This window comes from Methylocystis bryophila (assembly GCF_027925445.1).
GTDB lineage: Bacteria > Pseudomonadota > Alphaproteobacteria > Rhizobiales > Beijerinckiaceae > Methylocystis > Methylocystis bryophila.
The window spans coordinates 3,947,844-3,962,772 of sequence record NZ_AP027149.1 but is presented as its reverse complement, the minus strand read 5'-3'; the positions used below and the strand labels follow the sequence as shown (position 1 = coordinate 3,962,772).

Genomic DNA, 14,929 nt, shown 5'->3' with positions numbered 1-14,929 from the left:
AGGCGGCGAGCCTTCAGGACGAGGCGGGGGCTTCTCAGATCGCGGCGATCACCGCGATCTCGACCTTGAACTCCGGCGCGACGAGCTTCGCCTCGACTGTCGCGCGCGCCGGGGGGTTGGCCCTGTCGAGCCATGCGTCCCAGGCGGCGTTCATCTGTGAGAAGGTCGAAATGTCGGCGAGATAGATCGTCGCGGAAAGAATCTTGGCCTTTTCCGAGCCGGCCTCTGCGAGGATCGCGTCGATGAAGCCGAGAATCTCCGCCGTCTGCTCGGAGACGCCCTCGCCCTTGGTCTTGTCGGCGACCTGCCCGGCCGTGAAGATCAAATCGCCGTGCACGACGGCCTTGCTCATCCGCGCGCCGGCCCCGATTCGCTTGGTTTTCGCCATGGTCGCCCCCTGGTTTGCAACTGGCGCGGTTTAGGCGAGCGCGGCCTGAGGCGCAAGGGCGGGGAATGCCCTGGCGAATGGCCCTTGAGAGCGGCGCTAGGGGGGAGTAGTCTCTCCGCCTGTTAGGAGAGCGCTTCCAGCGTGGACAGGGCGCCGCGCAATACCTATAAGGCGCTCGGTCGAAGGGCGGCTTTCGACCCCCTTTCCACCAGGAGCCGGCGAAAGGCCGAGATCATGCTCATGAACGCGACGATCACGGAACCCCTCGGCGCGGGGACCGCCGCAGCGCGGCGCGTTATGGTCGAGCGACAGTTGCGACCCTACGACGTGACGGACCTCGAGGTGCTGAACCGCTTCCTCGCGGTTCCTCGCGAAATCTTCCTGCCGCGACATCTCGCGCCCGTCGCTTATTCCGATCTCTCGATCGAAGCGGCGAATGGCGACCGCTGGGAGCCCGCCCCGCTCGTTCTCGCGCGTTTCCTGCAGATCGCCGACATTCGTCCCCATCACAAGGTTCTGCACATTGCGGGCGGCGAAGGCTATGCCGCGGCGCTGCTTGCGGGACTTGCGGGCGAGGTCGTGGCGCTCGAATCCGACGAAAAGCTCGCCGCCAAGGCGCGGGAGAATCTTGCGAAGGTGAGCGCCTCCGTGCGCGTCGTGACCGGCCCGCTCGCCAAAGGAGCGCCCGCCGAAGCTCCCTTCGACGTCATTCTCGTCCAGGGCGCAGTGGAGTACGGACTGGAAGGGCTCATTTCCCAGCTCAAGCCCGACGGGCGCCTTCTGGCCTTCAAACGTCATGATCCCCGTGCGGGCATGAAGGCCGTGCGGATCGATCTGAGCGAGGGCCGGGTTGCGGGCGAGCGGCCTGTGTTCGACGCGGCCGCGCCGGTCTTGGAAGAATTTGCGAAGCCCGCGGCCTTCGTCCTCTGAAACATCCCACGGTAGAGCGCCTCGCGGCGCTCACCCTCGCGCTGCCCGCGACCGCAGGCGCGGCTATCATAACAATCCGGATGTAAAGCGGAGCCGCGCCTCGGCGTCGCTGACGGCGCGCGCGCCGAAATCTTCTGACCCCGCTATAATCAAGTTGATTCGCCGATGCGCCGAGGCCGATAATGGCGGCGGAGCCTTGAAAGGTCGCCGCCGATTCGTCGTCATTCGCCGAAGATCTCGGAGCCCCGATGACATCCTCGACTGCAGAGTCGCGGCCTCACTCCTTGAGCGAGGATCGCCAAACGAACGAACCGTCGATGGAGGAAATTCTCACCTCCATCCGTCGTCTGATCGCCGAGGATGAGGCTGAGCTCGGCGCCGCGCCGCCGCCGAGCGACGGGCGCCGACCCCTGACGGATCGGGTCGCGAGGGCATGGGCCGCCGCGCCGGTCGCGTCCACGGCGAGAGCGCCGCAGCCGCTGCGGGGGTCCGCGGCGCTTGAGGTCGGCTCTCGGCTCTCTCCTGCCGCGGCTGAGATTCGAGGGCGCGAGCCCGCCGGCCGCGTTCCGGGAGCGCTGGAGGCGGAAACGCCGCTCGTCGATGAGGCTCAGGTCGCAGACGTCGCCGATCCGATGACTGCGACGCTCGCGCACATCTCGCCGAAACCCGTGGCGTTCGACGTGGTTTCCGCTGTGGAGGAACCGCAGGGGGCGGGGGCCTTCGTCGAGGCGGAAGCGCCTGAAGTCGAAGCGGAAGCGCCGGAAAGCGAGCCGGCGCTCGTCTCCGCCGAGACCGCCGCCTCGGTCACCGCGCAGTTTCAGTCGCTCGTGGCCAGCAAGGTGCTCAACGACACCGGCTTGCTGCACGAATACGCCCGCGAAATGCTGCGACCCATGCTCAAGGCTTGGCTCGACGATCATCTTCCGGCGCTGGTGGAGCGGCTGGTGCGGGCGGAGATCGAGCGCGTCGCCCGCGGCGGACGGCGCTGAGCCTGTTCCCAAAAAGCGCGCGTCCGGCGTTAACGCGGCCTACACCACGTTCCCCTTAGGCTATGCGGCATGTATCGCCTGGCCGCCATAGCGCGTTCTTTCGCCCTGCCTTTCGGGCTGCACGGGCTTGCCGCGCTTCTTTCCTGCTACTTCGTCTGGCAGGGATTGAACGGCCACCGCGGCCTCAAGGCCGGCGAGGAATATCAGCAGCAGCTCGATAAGCTGCGCTATGAGCGCAACCTCTTCAAGATGCAGCGTTTGCAGTGGGAGCGGCGGATTGCGTTGATTCGCGGCGAGACCATCGACTCCGACATTCTCGACGAAGAGGCGCGCGCTCAGCTCGATCGCGCGCATAAGCACGACGTGGTGATCTTGACGCCGCGCGCCAGCCGGACGCCGTGAGATTCATGCGAGCCTGGAGGCCCGCAAGCTTCGCGCAGTTTTGAAAGAGCGTCACACCCTCGCGTAGCGCGCGAAGAGCCCTAGCCCTTCGGGGGCGGCTGCCTCGCCGCGCTCTACGAGATCCTCGAGATGCGCCAGCACGACCATCGCCGCCGCGGCGTGCAGCCGCTTGTCCACCCCGGCATAGATCTTGTCGACAATCGACGGGATCGTCGCGTCGCCCGCCTCCAGCCGTCGCAGAATAGACGCCTCGCGTTGCCGGCGGTGCAGCAGCAGCGCGCGTAGAAAGGGGCGCGGATCGGCGATCGGCCCGCCATGAGCGGGCCAATAGAGGCGATCGTCGCGCGCGAGCAGCTTTTCGACCGACCGCATATAGGCGCGCATCGATCCGTCGGGCGGCGCGATCACGGTCGTCGCCCAGGCCATCACATGGTCCCCGGTGAACAGGGTCTGCTCCTCCATGAGCGCGAAGCAGAGGTGATTGGCCGTGTGTCCGGGCGTCGCGACCGCCTGCAGAGTCGCTCCGCCGACCGCAAGAGTTTCACCGTCCTCGAGAACGCGATCCGGCGCGTAATTCGCGTCATGCGCGGCGTCGAGAGCCGGTCCTTCGATGTTTCTCCTCTCGGCCGCGCGATAGGGCGCGCAGCCGACGATCGGCGCGCCCGTGCGATCGCGCAGAAGAGCCGCGGCCGGCGCGTGATCGCGATGGGTGTGCGTGACGAGGATTGCGGCGAGCCTTTCGCCTGCGACCGCTTCGAGCAGAGCCTCGACATGCGCCGCGCTCTTCGGTCCGGGATCGACGATCGCCACCTCGCCGGCGCCGACGATATAGGCGCAGGTTCCGGTATAGGTGAAAGGGCCGCCGTTCGGCGCGACGAGCCGCCGCGTCAGGGGAGATACACGGACGGGTCGCGCGTCCCGCTCGGGCGGGAAGCGCGTTTCGAAGTCGATTGGATTCTGGGTCATCGAATGTCGATCGCGCGGCTTGCGGACAAGGGGCTTTTGCCTATTTGGCGCGCATTTGACGGCGCGCAGGAAATTGAGCAAGCCTAGCTTTCGGCCCGAGGCGAAGGACATCGCCCGCCTCGCCCGCTCGACGCTGGGCGAACGCGCTTCAAGGAGCAAATCGCATGTCGAATATTCCCTATTTCACGCCGCCGGCCAAGCCTGGGCGCGGCCGCATTTATGATTCGATCACGCAGACGATCGGCGACACGCCGATCGTGCGCCTCGACCGGATCGCAGCCGAAAAGGGCGTGAAGGCGAATCTCCTCGCCAAGCTCGAATTCTTCAACCCGATCGCGAGCGTCAAGGATCGCATCGGAGTCGCGATGATCGAGTCGCTCGAGAAGAGCGGACGCATCGCGCCGGGCAAGACGGTGCTGATCGAGCCGACCTCGGGCAACACCGGCATCGCGCTGGCCTTCGTCGCGGCGGCGCGCGGTTACAGGCTCATTCTCGTGATGCCGGAGTCGATGTCCATCGAGCGGCGCAAGATGCTGGCGCTGCTCGGCGCCGAGCTCGTGCTGACCCCGGCCGCGCTCGGCATGAAGGGCGCCGTCGCCAAGGCCCTGGAGCTCGCCGCGGAGAATCCCGGATCGGTCATTCCGCAACAATTCGAGAATCCGGCCAATCCCGAGATCCACCGGCTCACGACGGCCGAGGAGATCTGGAACGACACGGCGGGCGCGATCGACTATTTCGTCTCCGGCGTCGGCACGGGCGGCACGATCACCGGCGTCGGCCAAGCGCTCAAGACCCGCAAGCCTGATTTGCGCATTGTCGCCGTTGAGCCGGAAGACTCCGCGGTGCTCTCCGGGCGCCCGCCGGGACCGCATAAGATCCAGGGAATCGGTGCGGGCTTCGTGCCGTCGATCCTCGACCGCGGCGTGATCGACGAAGTCGTCACGATCGGAAATCAGACGGCCTTCGAGACCGCGCGGCGGCTTGCGCGCCTCGAGGGCGTGCCCGGCGGCATCTCGTCAGGGGCGGCCGTCGCCGCCGCGCTCGAGATCGCCGGGCGGCCCGAAGCCGCGGGCAAGAACATCGTGCTGATCATTCCCTCCTTCGCGGAGCGCTATCTGTCGACGGCGCTGTTCGAAGGGCTTTGAGATGCTTTTTCTCGCGCGACCCTCATCCCCTGAGGAGCGCCCGTAGGGCGCGTCTCGAAGGATGAGGTTTCCCAAGTCTTCCGCGCTTGGCCATCCTTCGAGACGCCCGCTTCGCGGGCGCCTCAGGATGAGGTCGCGGGGAGCCATGTGCGCTCGATCGCCCTGGAAGTAGCACGACGTCCTCCTGACTTGTCTGCGCCAGAAGGTGCGCGGTCACGAGCAAGGGACGGCGCCTCCCGCGAGCTCCGAGCGAGAAGAGCTCGGGCAAAAGATCGGCTCCCCTATTGAACCCGCGCTACTTCTTCCTGGGCGGCTTCGGCGCGGGTTTCGCCGCCGGCAGCGTCTGGGCGCCGCTGAAAAAATTAGCGCGGCCGTAAGCGCCGGCGAGATAGCCGATCGCGCAGATGACGAAGTAGACAACGATCATGAAGCCGCCGCGCTCCTCGGCCTTATGCGCCTTTTCGAGAATGCCGGCCAAGTCGCTCATGACGAAGAGCTTGTCCGTCGCAACGCCAAACGCGACCGCGAGGATCGGCACCAGCCAGGAGGGTTTGCGATACCAGCCGAGCGCCCCCGCCGCGACGAAGGCCAGAAGACCGACGACATGGACGAATTGAAGAAAAATCGCCTGCGAGACGAGCGTCAAGAATTTGACGAATCCGCCGAGCCTTCCCATCTTTTCTCCCCTTGCTTTTTCTTCTGAGCGCCCCGTCAGGGCGCTGCTTGAACGGGAAACTACACGTTTGAAGGGAGAAGCGCGAGGCCCGCGCGGCGTCGGGGGCTTTGCGGCGGGCTCTTTCCCCCTCTGCGGCGGCTATGCGACAAGGGGGCATGTGGCGCGCGACGATCCTCACCCTCTTTCCGGAAATGTTCCCGGGCCCCTTGGGCCTGTCGCTCGCCGGCGACGCGCTGTCGCGCGGCGTCTGGAACTTGGAGACGCGGCAGATTCGCGAGCAAGGAATCGGCCGCCATCGCGCCGTGGACGATACGCCCGCGGGCGGCGGCCCCGGCATGGTCATGCGCGCCGACGTGCTGTGCGCCGCGCTCGACGCCGCTATCGCCGCCGACGACACGCGTCCGCGCCTTTTGATGAGTCCGCGCGGCGCGCCGCTCACGCAAGCGCGCGTGCGGGCGCTGGCGGAAGGGCCTGGCGCGCTGATCCTCTGCGCGCGCTTCGAGGGTGTCGACGAGCGCGTCGTCGCCCTGCGGGGTCTCGAGGAGATATCGATCGGCGACTATGTTCTTTCGGGCGGCGAGATCGCCGCCATGGCGCTCATCGACGCTTGCGTGCGGCTGCTTCCGGGCGTGATGGGCGAAGAGGCTTCGGGCGAGGAGGAAAGCTTCGAGAACGGCCTTCTCGAATATCCTCACTACACGCGTCCGCGCCTTTTCGAGGGCTTGGAGATCCCCCCTGTGCTGCTCAGCGGCGACCATGGAGCCGTCGCGCGCTGGCGCCATGAGAAGTCTCTGGAGCTCACGCGCGCGCGCCGGCCCGAGCTCTTAGCGAAGGGGGGCGGGAAGCGCTGAGGGCTCAGCCGCTGGGCGCCGTAGACGGGAGAGCCGAGTGAAGTCAGCGCGTGGCGATGGGCGTGCCGCTGCGATAGTCGTAGAAGCCGCGCTGCGTCTTGCGGCCGAGCCAGCCGGCCTCGACATATTTCACGAGCAGCGGACAGGGCCGGTATTTCGAGTCGGCGAGCCCGTCGTGCAGCACTTGCATCACCGAGAGACACACGTCGAGACCGATGAAATCGGCAAGTTGCAGCGGCCCCATCGGATGGTTGGCGCCCAGCCGCATCGCCGTGTCGATCGCCTCGACCGAGCCCACGCCTTCGTAAAGCGTGTAGATCGCCTCGTTGATCATCGGGAGCAGGACTCGATTGACGATGAAGGCCGGGAAATCCTCGGCGAGGGTGATCGTCTTGCCGAGCTTCCCGATGAACTCTTTCGTCTCCTCGAAGGTCCGGTCGTCCGTCGCAATGCCGCGGATGACCTCGACGAGCTGCATTTTCGGCACGGGGTTCATGAAGTGAATGCCGATGAAGCGTTCCGGCCGCCCCGAGGCGGCGGCGAGCCTCGTGATCGAGATCGAGGAGGTGTTGGAGCCGATGATGGCGTCCGCTTTGAGGAAAGGCGTGAAGTCGGTGAGGATCTTTCGCTTGATCTCCTCGTTTTCCGAGGCCGCCTCGATCAGCATGTCGACGTCGCCGAATTCCTTCGCCGTCGGGGCGGCGGAAATGCGTCCGATCGCCTTCTCGCGCGCCGCCGCATCGAGGACGCCGCGGTCCACCGACTTTTGCATTTGCGAACCGATATCCTTCAGTCCGCCGGCGATGCGGTCCTCGCTCACGTCGTTCAACGCCACGTCGAAGCCTGAAAGCGCACAGACATGGGCAATGCCCTTGCCCATTTGGCCCGCGCCGACTACGCCGATCTTGCGAATTTCGAGACCCATGTTTGCGACGCTCCTGGAGCGGCTGCGAAGATTATGCACTGCAATATAGCGCGGCTTCGGTTCGGGTGAAAACCCGTTCTTCTTTAAAAAAGCGTGAAAAGCTAGGGAAAGGAGGCGGAGCGCGCTCGGATCGCAAAAGTCTAGCTGCGCTTGCGAAGCTCGCTCCGGACCGCGATGCGAAAAAGGGGGAGCTTTTTCGCCGAAAGCGCGCATCGATTTTCAAAACCAATCAGATTTTCTGCGTTCAAGCAAGTCCGCCTGAAGGCAGCCTGATCCAGCCGCCGCTGTCTTTAGATCACGCTGCGTGCAGGCTGAATCGCCTGAACGCAGGAAACGTGATCGATTCTCAAAGTTCAGAGCGCGATTTATGCGAAAAACCGGCTTCCACTTTTTCGCATTGCGCTCTAGCGCCCAAGCTTGGCGAGTTCGGAGTCCAATTCCGGCATCGCATTGAAGAGATCGGCGACGAGGCCGAAATCGGCCACCTGAAAGATCGGCGCCTCCTCGTCCTTGTTGATCGCGACGATGGTCTTGCTGTCCTTCATGCCGGCGAGATGCTGAATCGCGCCCGAAATTCCCACGGCGACGTAAAGCTCCGGCGCGACCGCTTTGCCGGTTTGGCCGACTTGCAGGTCGTTTGGCGCATAGCCCGCGTCGACCGCGGCGCGCGACGCGCCGATCGCGGCGTTGAGCCGGTTCGCCACGGGCTCGATGACCTTCATGAAGTTCTCGGCGCTGCCGAGCCCACGCCCGCCCGAGACGATGACCTTAGCGGCGGTAAGCTCGGGCCGTTCGGACTTGGCGAGCGTCTCGCTCTGGAACGCGGAGACGCCGGGATCGGCTGCGGCGGCGATCTTCTCGACCGGCGCCGAGCCGCCCTCGGGGGCCGCGGCGAAAGCGGTGGTGCGAACCGTGATGACCTTCTTGGCGTCCTTGGCGCGCACCGTCTGAATCGCGTTGCCGGCATAGATCGGCCGCTCGAATGTGTCCGCCGCGACGACCTTCACGATGTCGGAGACCTGCGCCACGTCGAGCAGCGCCGCGACTCGCGGCAGCACGTTTTTCGTCGCGCTGGTCGAGGGCGCGAGGATCACGTCATAGCCTTGGGCGAGCGAGACGATGAGCGCCGCCACGGGCTCGGCGAGAACCTTGTCGTATTGGGGCGCGTCGGCGACCAGGACCTTCTCGACGCCCGCAAGCTTTGCGGCTTCCGCCGCTGCGGCGTCCAATCCGGGGCCGGCGACCAGCACGTGAACGGCGCCGCCGATCTCCTTGGCGGCGGTGAGCGCTTTGGCGGTCGCAGGCGCGAGCGCGCCGTTCGCCGTCTCGGCGAGGAGAAGAGTCGTCATGGCTTAGAGAACTCCGGCTTCCTTGAGCTTTGAAACGAGCTCCGCGACGGAGCCGACCTTGACGCCCGCCTTGCGCTTCGGCGGCTCGGCGGTCGCGAGAATCTCGAGGCGAGGCGCGGTGTCGACGCCGTAATCCTGCGGCGTCTTCACGGCCACTTCCTTTTTCTTCGCCTTGATGATGTTCGGCAGGCTGGCGTAGCGCGGCTCATTGAGGCGCAGATCCGTCGTCACGACGGCCGGCAGCTTGAGCGAGACCGTCTGCAGCCCGCCGTCGATCTCGCGAGTCACCGCGACGCTCTCGCCCGAGATCTCAACCTTCGAGGCGAAGGTTCCCTGTCCCCAGCCGAGCAGCGCGGCGAGCATCTGACCCGTCTGATTGCTGTCGTCGTCGATCGCCTGCTTGCCCAAAATCACAAGGCCAGGCTTCTCCTCGGCAGCGATCTTGGCGAGGATTTTCGCCACCGCGAGCGGCTCGACCGTCTCGTCGGTTTTGACCAATATGCCGCGATCGGCGCCCATGGCGAGACCGGTGCGCAGGGTCTCGTCCGCTTTCGCCGGGCCGATGGAAACGACGACGACCTCGGTCGCCTTGCCGGCCTCCTTGAGGCGCAGAGCCTCCTCGACGGCGATCTCGTCGAAGGGATTCATCGACATTTTGACATTGGCGAGATCGACGCCCGATCCGTCGGGCTTGACCCTGATCTTGACGTTGTAATCGACGACCCGCTTGACGGGCACGAGAATCTTCATCGCTCAACTCCGAAAGAGCGGGCTGGCAGTCCACGCGCCGCCCTCGCTAAATCCGGCGCGCTTCCCCAAGGGAAGGGGCCAAGGCCCTCGCTTCCTTCCGAGAAAGGAGGGCGATCGAGGGGATTTTGCGGGCGGGGCGGGGGTCGGCCCAATCGCCGAGCCGCAACGCGCGCGCTCTGGTAGCCGCCGCCTCGGTCGTTTGTCAAACGGCTGTCGGAGCGCCGTGCGAGCGCTGCGGGCCAGAGACGGCTATGAGCGCGGCTTCCTGGCGAAGAAATTGCAGTTCGGCGTCATGGCCTGGGCGTTAATCCAGCCTATGCTAAACCGCTATCCGCTCCAACGGATGCGGTCGAGCGAGGAGACGCCGCGCCAGACCGAAAGACGGGAGCGGATTCCGATCGCAAGAGTCCGCCGATTCTTGCAAAGACCGGCGGAGCGCGGAGGAACAGATGTTTAAGGCGGATGTCGTCGTACTGGGCGCCGGCATGGTCGGCGTCTCGGCCGCGCTGCATTTGCAGGCGCGCGGGCGTGAGGTCGTGCTCGTCGACCGCCATGGGGCGGCCGGCCTCGAGACGAGCTTCGGCAATGCGGGGCTGATCGAGCGCTCCTCGGTCTATCCGCGCGTTTTTCCCCGTGACCTCAAGAGGCTCGCGCTCTACGCGCTGAACCTGCTTCCCGAGGCCCATTATCATGCGACTGCGCTGCCCAAGATGGCGCCCTGGCTGTTGCGTTATTATGAAGAGAGCGCGCCAGAACGCCTGGAGAGAATTGGCGTGGCGCAACGCGCCCTGATCGAACGCTGCCTCGCGGAGCACGAGGCGTTGATGGAGCCGGCTGGCGCTCTGGGTCTGCTGCGCCGCACGGGCTGGATAAAGCTTTATCGCAGCGAGGCGACGCTTTCAGAGGCTATCGCCGAGGCGCGCAGCCTCGAAGCGTTCGGACTGAACATCGATATTCTCGACGAGAACGGCCTTGCGGCGCGCGAGCCGCACCTCGCGGGCGCAATCGGCGCCGTGCATTATCTCGACACCGCTTCGGTCGACGAGCCCAGCCGTGTCGCCCAGGCTTACGCCGATCTCTTCGTCAAGCGTGGCGGCCGATTTCTTCAAGGGGACGCGCAGAGCTTGCGGGAGGGCGAGGACGGTCTGTGGAGCGTCTCGACGCAAGAAGGCGCCGTTCATGCGCGCGATCTTCTCGTCTCGCTCGGGCCCTGGTCCGATCTTGTCTATAGCGAGTTCGGCTATGATTTCCCGCTTGCCGTCAAACGCGGCTACCACATGCATTACGCGCTGGGCGATGGGGCGACGCTGACTCATCCCGTGCTCGATGCGGACGTCGGCTATGTGCTGGCGCCGATGACGCGCGGCGTGCGGCTCACCACCGGCGTCGAATTCGCCCGCCGCGACGCGGAGCCGACGCCCGTGCAACTCGAGCAGACCGAGGTGGAGGCGCGCAAGCTCCTGCCGCTCGGCGACCGCCTCGACGCGAAGCCTTGGATGGGCTGCCGCCCCTGCCTGCCGGACATGCTGCCGATCGTCGGCCGAGCCCCGCGGCATGAAAATCTCTGGTTCGACTTCGGCCACCAGCACCACGGCTTCACGCTTGGCCCCGTTTGCGGGCGCCTCATCGCGGAACTGATAACGGGCGAGGAGCCCTTTACGGATCCGACGCCCTACAGGCCGGGGCGATTTTAGGCGCGTCGGGCGCCGCCAAATCTCTTTAATGCTTCAGCGCAAGGAACAGCAGCGTCATCGTCGCGCCGAGGTTGAAGCCGGCCATCCACTTCAACACCGTCAAATCCGTGTCAATCTTGGAAAAGCGGCTTTCATAGGCGGCCATGGTCTCGGCGGCTTTGCGCGCGCTGGCGTCGGAGGCTCCGGCCTCCTTGAGCGCGTCATAAAGCTCGGTGATCATGGTCGTCATAGATCCGCCCTAGCAGATTATCGCAACAATATAGCGTTCGCTCGCGCTCGACGCCAGTCGACGCCGCTGCGGCCCGGCTGCAGTTTGCGACCGAGAAGTCGTTCGGTCGCGGCGATGAAGAATGATGCGGGCAAAACGCGCGATTTGCGACGCTTAGGCTTTGACGCACAATTTTGCAATTGATATCATGTCACCGTAATCACGGGACACGATCCTGTCATAGGCGTATCTCCCGAAGATCGGGCTTCATACTACTCCTTTTTCATCCGTCGACGCAGCGCACAAGCCATGTAAAGGAGAGCCTTGATCTGAAAGGGGTTTTTTGATGCAAAACCTACGTGCAAAATGTTTGCGTCACGCGGGGGCTTAAGTGTCTAGAGACTCTTCCCACTCCGACCCCAGCACCCAAGATAGAGCCGACATTCGCCCGTTAAGCAGCCCCCATTCGAAATCGTCCAAGCCGAGGTTTTTCCTGCCATATTTCCGCTCGATCCGGCGCGCCGCCTTTTTTGCGGTTTCGAGTATTTCCTTCTGCCCCTCCGTTAAGGCGTCCTCTCCGGTTTTTAGCCTGTAGAGCCAATTCTGATGCCGGTTCCACCACACCTTGTCCCAAAACTCGTTATAAGCGGCCAAAATCGCCTTATCGCTCCGCCGTAAGATCATGGGCCACTCTTCGCCCGGCTCCTCGTCGCTTGGAATCCACTCGACCTTATCGCCTTCAGCCGTGTAGCCGATTCGATGCCCGTTCGGCCCCTTATCCGTTGGCTCAACCGGGTCGGTCATCTGTGCTTTGGTGCGGTAGATGCCGACGAGATCGCAGAAGGTCTTTACCTCTTCGAGGGTGATGTTTTGCCGCTTCTGCGAGCCGATAATCTCGGTAATCTGCCGGAGCTCGTCGAGCTTTGAACGCCGCGCCTTTGGCCGGTTTGCTGTCATGGCGCGAAGCTGGCTCGTGAGATCGCGCAACAGCTTCATCCGTAGCTCATCGACGCTGCTAAACGATCCGACAAGCGCCTGGCTGTAAGTTTCGTCCTTGAACTCTTTTAGTTTTCCGAGCTGTGTTAGGTCGATGCCGCTCGGGGCTTTGGGCCGGTCTGAAAAATAGAGCAGCGCCGGTTTCTGCTGCTCCACAAACTGATCGATCTCCTCGACAGTGCCGGACTCGGCGACGCCGGTGCTGGTTCCTAGCTTAGTCCAGAACAGGCCAATCAGGATGTCGCAGGGTTGAACGATTTGGGCGTTGATCGCCCCTTGCGGACGAACGCCGGATTCTGGGCGAGCGTGAGTTTCCCATTTGACCGGAAGAAGAACGACCCCCTCCGCCGCCGCGTGCAGAGCGTTCCAATCGTTGATCGCCATGGTGGCCGTTTCCCGCTCCTCCGTCAGGTCAGAGGGTGAAGCGATGAGCACGCGGTAAGTAGTGGCGGGAAATGACATTGCCGAGTCCTGATTCCGGATAAGCCAGACGCAAAACACCACCGCCACGGATCGCCCACCGGCGAAGGTTTTCAAGCGTCGCTAAAAACTCCCCTTTTCTCGGGCTTTGATGTATATGATAATATACTTTATCAAACACTTATGTTGGGGGCTTTCATGACGATGCGGGGACTGATGATCGGAATCGCGGTCTGGTTACCCGCAATGGTCTTTGTCAGCGTCGGTTGGGGCCAAAGCAAACCGAACCGCGTGAAGCCTTCCTACGTCCCTCCCTACGACGCTACCTACGTCCCTTCCTACGATGCTACTTATTACCCCGATTATGGTCCGGAGATCAGAAAATCCCTGGAACGCCTCAATCCGCCCGAACGCTTCGTGATAGAATCAATCCTCGCCGAACTCGCTACAAAATCACGCGAAGAAATTTTTCGTCTGAAACTTGAGACTGACGAGGTCTGCCAAGAGATTGACTGCCGAGGCGCTTCACCCATCAGGGTGGGTCACTATATTGAGGCATATGCGGAGCAGCGTGCCACTGATGATGCGCGCCAGAACGCACTCCGCAATGCAGGGGCAGCAGAACGCAGTGCAGCGGCGGCAGAGTCGAATAAACAGATCGCCGAAGTGGCCTTAGGTTTTTCTTTCCTGTCATTGTTGATTAGTTTTCTCACATTTTGGCGCGCGTCATCCGGCGCTAAGAGCGTCAGGTGAGCATGAATCAGCTCGGATTACGGTGACATGATATCAATTAGCAAACTGCTTCTCCGGGCGGTCCGTCTTCGGCTTGGGTCCTCGGCGGCCCGGCTGCAGTTTGCGACCGAGAAGTCGTTGGTCGCGGCGATGAAGAATGATACGCGCAAACGCGCAATTTGCGACGCTAAGGCTTTGGCGCGTAATTTTGCAATTGATATCATGTCACCGTAACCCCACATTGGCGTCCGCATCATGAGCAAGCTCATCCTTAAATTACGGATTACGGTGACATGATATCAATTACCAAACTGCTTCTCCGGGCGGTCCGTCTTCGGCTTGGGTCCTCGGCGGCCTGGCTGCAGTTTGCGACCGAGAAGTCGTTCGTCGCGGCGATGAAGAATGATGCGGGCAAGGCGCGCTATTTGCGACGCTAAGGCTTTGGCGCGTAATTTTGCAATTGATATCATGTCACCGTAACCTATATAACCTATAATTAGCTTGCCGGCCCGAAAATTAGCTACTCATCATTCTCGCTATTTCCTGCAGACAGAGCATCGGTAATGGTTAGTGGAAGCATGGCGGCGATCGCCGGGAGATTTGAAGATGAGATTGGAGCGCCGCGTGGCTCTCTCGTCGGGAGAGCCGAGGTTTCAGGAACGACGAGAATTTCCGGGTCGCTCGGCGCAGAAACTATTCCGCCGCGGAAATTCCGCGAGGCGGAAGGAGGCGTCGGGCAGTAGAAAAATCGGCCTTGTACTGGCGGTTTGGGGGTTGCAGGTTTCGAGCCCTTGTGCGCTGGCCAACGACTATCCTTCGGATGCTTGCGCTCTCGTTGGACCCGCGTTGGTGGAGTTTCGCTCCGATCAGGACGCTGCTGGCAGGCCTAGCCCTGAGTTGGTCAACGGACGCTTCTTGCTGGCCAAGCTTGGCGCAAAGGGAGATGAACCACAGCGTTTGTTTGTGTATCGAACAAAGCTCGAAGACACGAGGCGCGCGCTGGGCGGTTACTCGTTGTTCTTCCCCGAAAAGATTTGCCCGGATGGATGCACGGCGTACGCTGTCAAATACAGGGGAACGCCTTCGATCGTAGAGCTTTATTACCGAGCGCGGGTCGTCTTACAGCAGCCTGTTGGCGCTTCGGGAACGAAGAGCAGCGTTCCCGGAGGATTGATTTTCTTAGCAAAGGATCGACACTCTTTGATTTTATTCTCAGACGCCAATCGAATATCGGGTAGGCCGATGGTATTCCATGTGACGAAAGATATTGTTCGGCTTGCGCCTTTTTCACACCATTATCAAGATTGCCTTTTGAACCTCGCGGGTGAAGGCAACGCCTGGTGGGACAATCCTCAAATCCTGCATTAGAGAGGAAAGAAAAATGGAATTACGGTGACATAATATCAATTACCAAGCTGCTTCTCCGGGCGGTCCGTCTTCGGCTTGGGTCCTCGGCGGCCCGACTGCTTTTTGCGACCGAGAAGTCGTTCGGTCGCGGCGATGAAGAA

At 63.0% G+C, this 14,929-nt stretch carries 16 protein-coding genes; 8 read left to right on the top strand and 8 right to left on the bottom strand.

Features of this window, described 5'->3' with window-relative positions:
- Positions 1 to 34: 34 nt before the first annotated feature.
- On the bottom strand, positions 35 to 388 hold the full coding sequence (locus QMG80_RS18280; protein WP_085770476.1) for a RidA family protein: 354 nt from the start codon (positions 386 to 388) through the stop codon (positions 35 to 37).
- Positions 389 to 622: 234 nt separating this feature from the next.
- Between QMG80_RS18280 and QMG80_RS18275 the strand changes: the two genes are divergently transcribed.
- From QMG80_RS18275 to QMG80_RS18265, 3 genes are all read left to right on the top strand, one after another.
- Positions 623 to 1,318, top strand: a complete 696-nt coding sequence (locus tag QMG80_RS18275; protein WP_102938161.1) for a protein-L-isoaspartate O-methyltransferase family protein — start codon at positions 623 to 625, stop codon at positions 1,316 to 1,318.
- Between the two features lie 317 nt (positions 1,319 to 1,635).
- Positions 1,636 to 2,307 carry a PopZ family protein gene (locus QMG80_RS18270; protein ID WP_158658591.1) on the top strand — a complete coding sequence of 224 codons (672 nt, stop codon included), beginning with the start codon at positions 1,636 to 1,638 and terminating at the stop codon, positions 2,305 to 2,307.
- A gap of 69 nt (positions 2,308 to 2,376) precedes the next feature.
- Positions 2,377 to 2,709, top strand: coding sequence for an FtsB family cell division protein (locus QMG80_RS18265; RefSeq protein ID WP_085770474.1), 333 nt, complete (start codon positions 2,377 to 2,379; stop codon positions 2,707 to 2,709).
- A 51-nt stretch (positions 2,710 to 2,760) separates the two neighbouring features.
- Here QMG80_RS18265 and QMG80_RS18260 read toward each other — a convergent pair whose 3' ends face one another.
- Positions 2,761 to 3,675 carry an MBL fold metallo-hydrolase gene (locus tag QMG80_RS18260; RefSeq protein ID WP_085773495.1) on the bottom strand — a complete coding sequence of 305 codons (915 nt, stop codon included), beginning with the start codon at positions 3,673 to 3,675 and terminating at the stop codon, positions 2,761 to 2,763.
- Positions 3,676 to 3,839: 164 nt separating this feature from the next.
- Between QMG80_RS18260 and cysK the strand changes: the two genes are divergently transcribed.
- The gene (gene cysK / locus QMG80_RS18255) at positions 3,840 to 4,820 is read left to right on the top strand and encodes a cysteine synthase A (RefSeq protein ID WP_085770473.1); all 981 of its coding nucleotides are present in this window, start codon (positions 3,840 to 3,842) and stop codon (positions 4,818 to 4,820) included.
- A gap of 295 nt (positions 4,821 to 5,115) precedes the next feature.
- Here cysK and QMG80_RS18250 read toward each other — a convergent pair whose 3' ends face one another.
- Positions 5,116 to 5,496 (bottom strand): hypothetical protein, encoded by a 381-nt coding sequence (locus QMG80_RS18250; RefSeq protein ID WP_199769028.1) that lies wholly within the window; start codon positions 5,494 to 5,496, stop codon positions 5,116 to 5,118.
- A gap of 155 nt (positions 5,497 to 5,651) precedes the next feature.
- On the opposite strand from QMG80_RS18250, the gene trmD reads away from it, so the two are divergent.
- Positions 5,652 to 6,347, top strand: coding sequence for a tRNA (guanosine(37)-N1)-methyltransferase TrmD (gene trmD, locus QMG80_RS18245; protein WP_085770472.1), 696 nt, complete (start codon positions 5,652 to 5,654; stop codon positions 6,345 to 6,347).
- A gap of 43 nt (positions 6,348 to 6,390) precedes the next feature.
- Here trmD and QMG80_RS18240 read toward each other — a convergent pair whose 3' ends face one another.
- From QMG80_RS18240 to QMG80_RS18230, 3 genes are all read right to left on the bottom strand, one after another.
- Complete coding sequence (locus QMG80_RS18240) at positions 6,391 to 7,272, bottom strand: 3-hydroxybutyryl-CoA dehydrogenase (protein WP_085773494.1); 882 nt, start codon at positions 7,270 to 7,272, stop codon at positions 6,391 to 6,393.
- Between the two features lie 404 nt (positions 7,273 to 7,676).
- Entirely contained in the window at positions 7,677 to 8,621 is a 945-nt protein-coding gene (locus QMG80_RS18235; RefSeq protein WP_085770471.1) for an electron transfer flavoprotein subunit alpha/FixB family protein, read from the bottom strand.
- A 3-nt stretch (positions 8,622 to 8,624) separates the two neighbouring features.
- Positions 8,625 to 9,371, bottom strand: a complete 747-nt coding sequence (locus QMG80_RS18230; RefSeq protein ID WP_085770470.1) for an electron transfer flavoprotein subunit beta/FixA family protein — start codon at positions 9,369 to 9,371, stop codon at positions 8,625 to 8,627.
- Positions 9,372 to 9,820: 449 nt separating this feature from the next.
- Between QMG80_RS18230 and QMG80_RS18225 the strand changes: the two genes are divergently transcribed.
- Positions 9,821 to 11,065 carry an NAD(P)/FAD-dependent oxidoreductase gene (locus QMG80_RS18225; RefSeq protein ID WP_085770468.1) on the top strand — a complete coding sequence of 415 codons (1,245 nt, stop codon included), beginning with the start codon at positions 9,821 to 9,823 and terminating at the stop codon, positions 11,063 to 11,065.
- A gap of 25 nt (positions 11,066 to 11,090) precedes the next feature.
- On the opposite strand, the gene QMG80_RS18220 is transcribed toward QMG80_RS18225, so the two are convergent.
- Together QMG80_RS18220 and QMG80_RS18215 are read right to left on the bottom strand one after the other, a co-directional pair.
- Positions 11,091 to 11,294: an integrase gene (locus QMG80_RS18220; RefSeq protein WP_085770467.1), complete on the bottom strand. Its 204-nt coding sequence runs from the start codon at positions 11,292 to 11,294 to the stop codon at positions 11,091 to 11,093.
- 366 nt (positions 11,295 to 11,660) lie between these two features.
- Positions 11,661 to 12,806, bottom strand: coding sequence for a DUF4062 domain-containing protein (locus QMG80_RS18215; RefSeq protein WP_245300051.1), 1,146 nt, complete (start codon positions 12,804 to 12,806; stop codon positions 11,661 to 11,663).
- Between the two features lie 81 nt (positions 12,807 to 12,887).
- Between QMG80_RS18215 and QMG80_RS18210 the strand changes: the two genes are divergently transcribed.
- Together QMG80_RS18210 and QMG80_RS18205 are read left to right on the top strand one after the other, a co-directional pair.
- Positions 12,888 to 13,442 (top strand): hypothetical protein, encoded by a 555-nt coding sequence (locus tag QMG80_RS18210; RefSeq protein ID WP_158658590.1) that lies wholly within the window; start codon positions 12,888 to 12,890, stop codon positions 13,440 to 13,442.
- Positions 13,443 to 14,027: 585 nt separating this feature from the next.
- Complete coding sequence (locus QMG80_RS18205; protein WP_158658589.1) at positions 14,028 to 14,789, top strand: hypothetical protein; 762 nt, start codon at positions 14,028 to 14,030, stop codon at positions 14,787 to 14,789.
- The last annotated feature ends 140 nt before the right edge of the window (positions 14,790 to 14,929 follow it).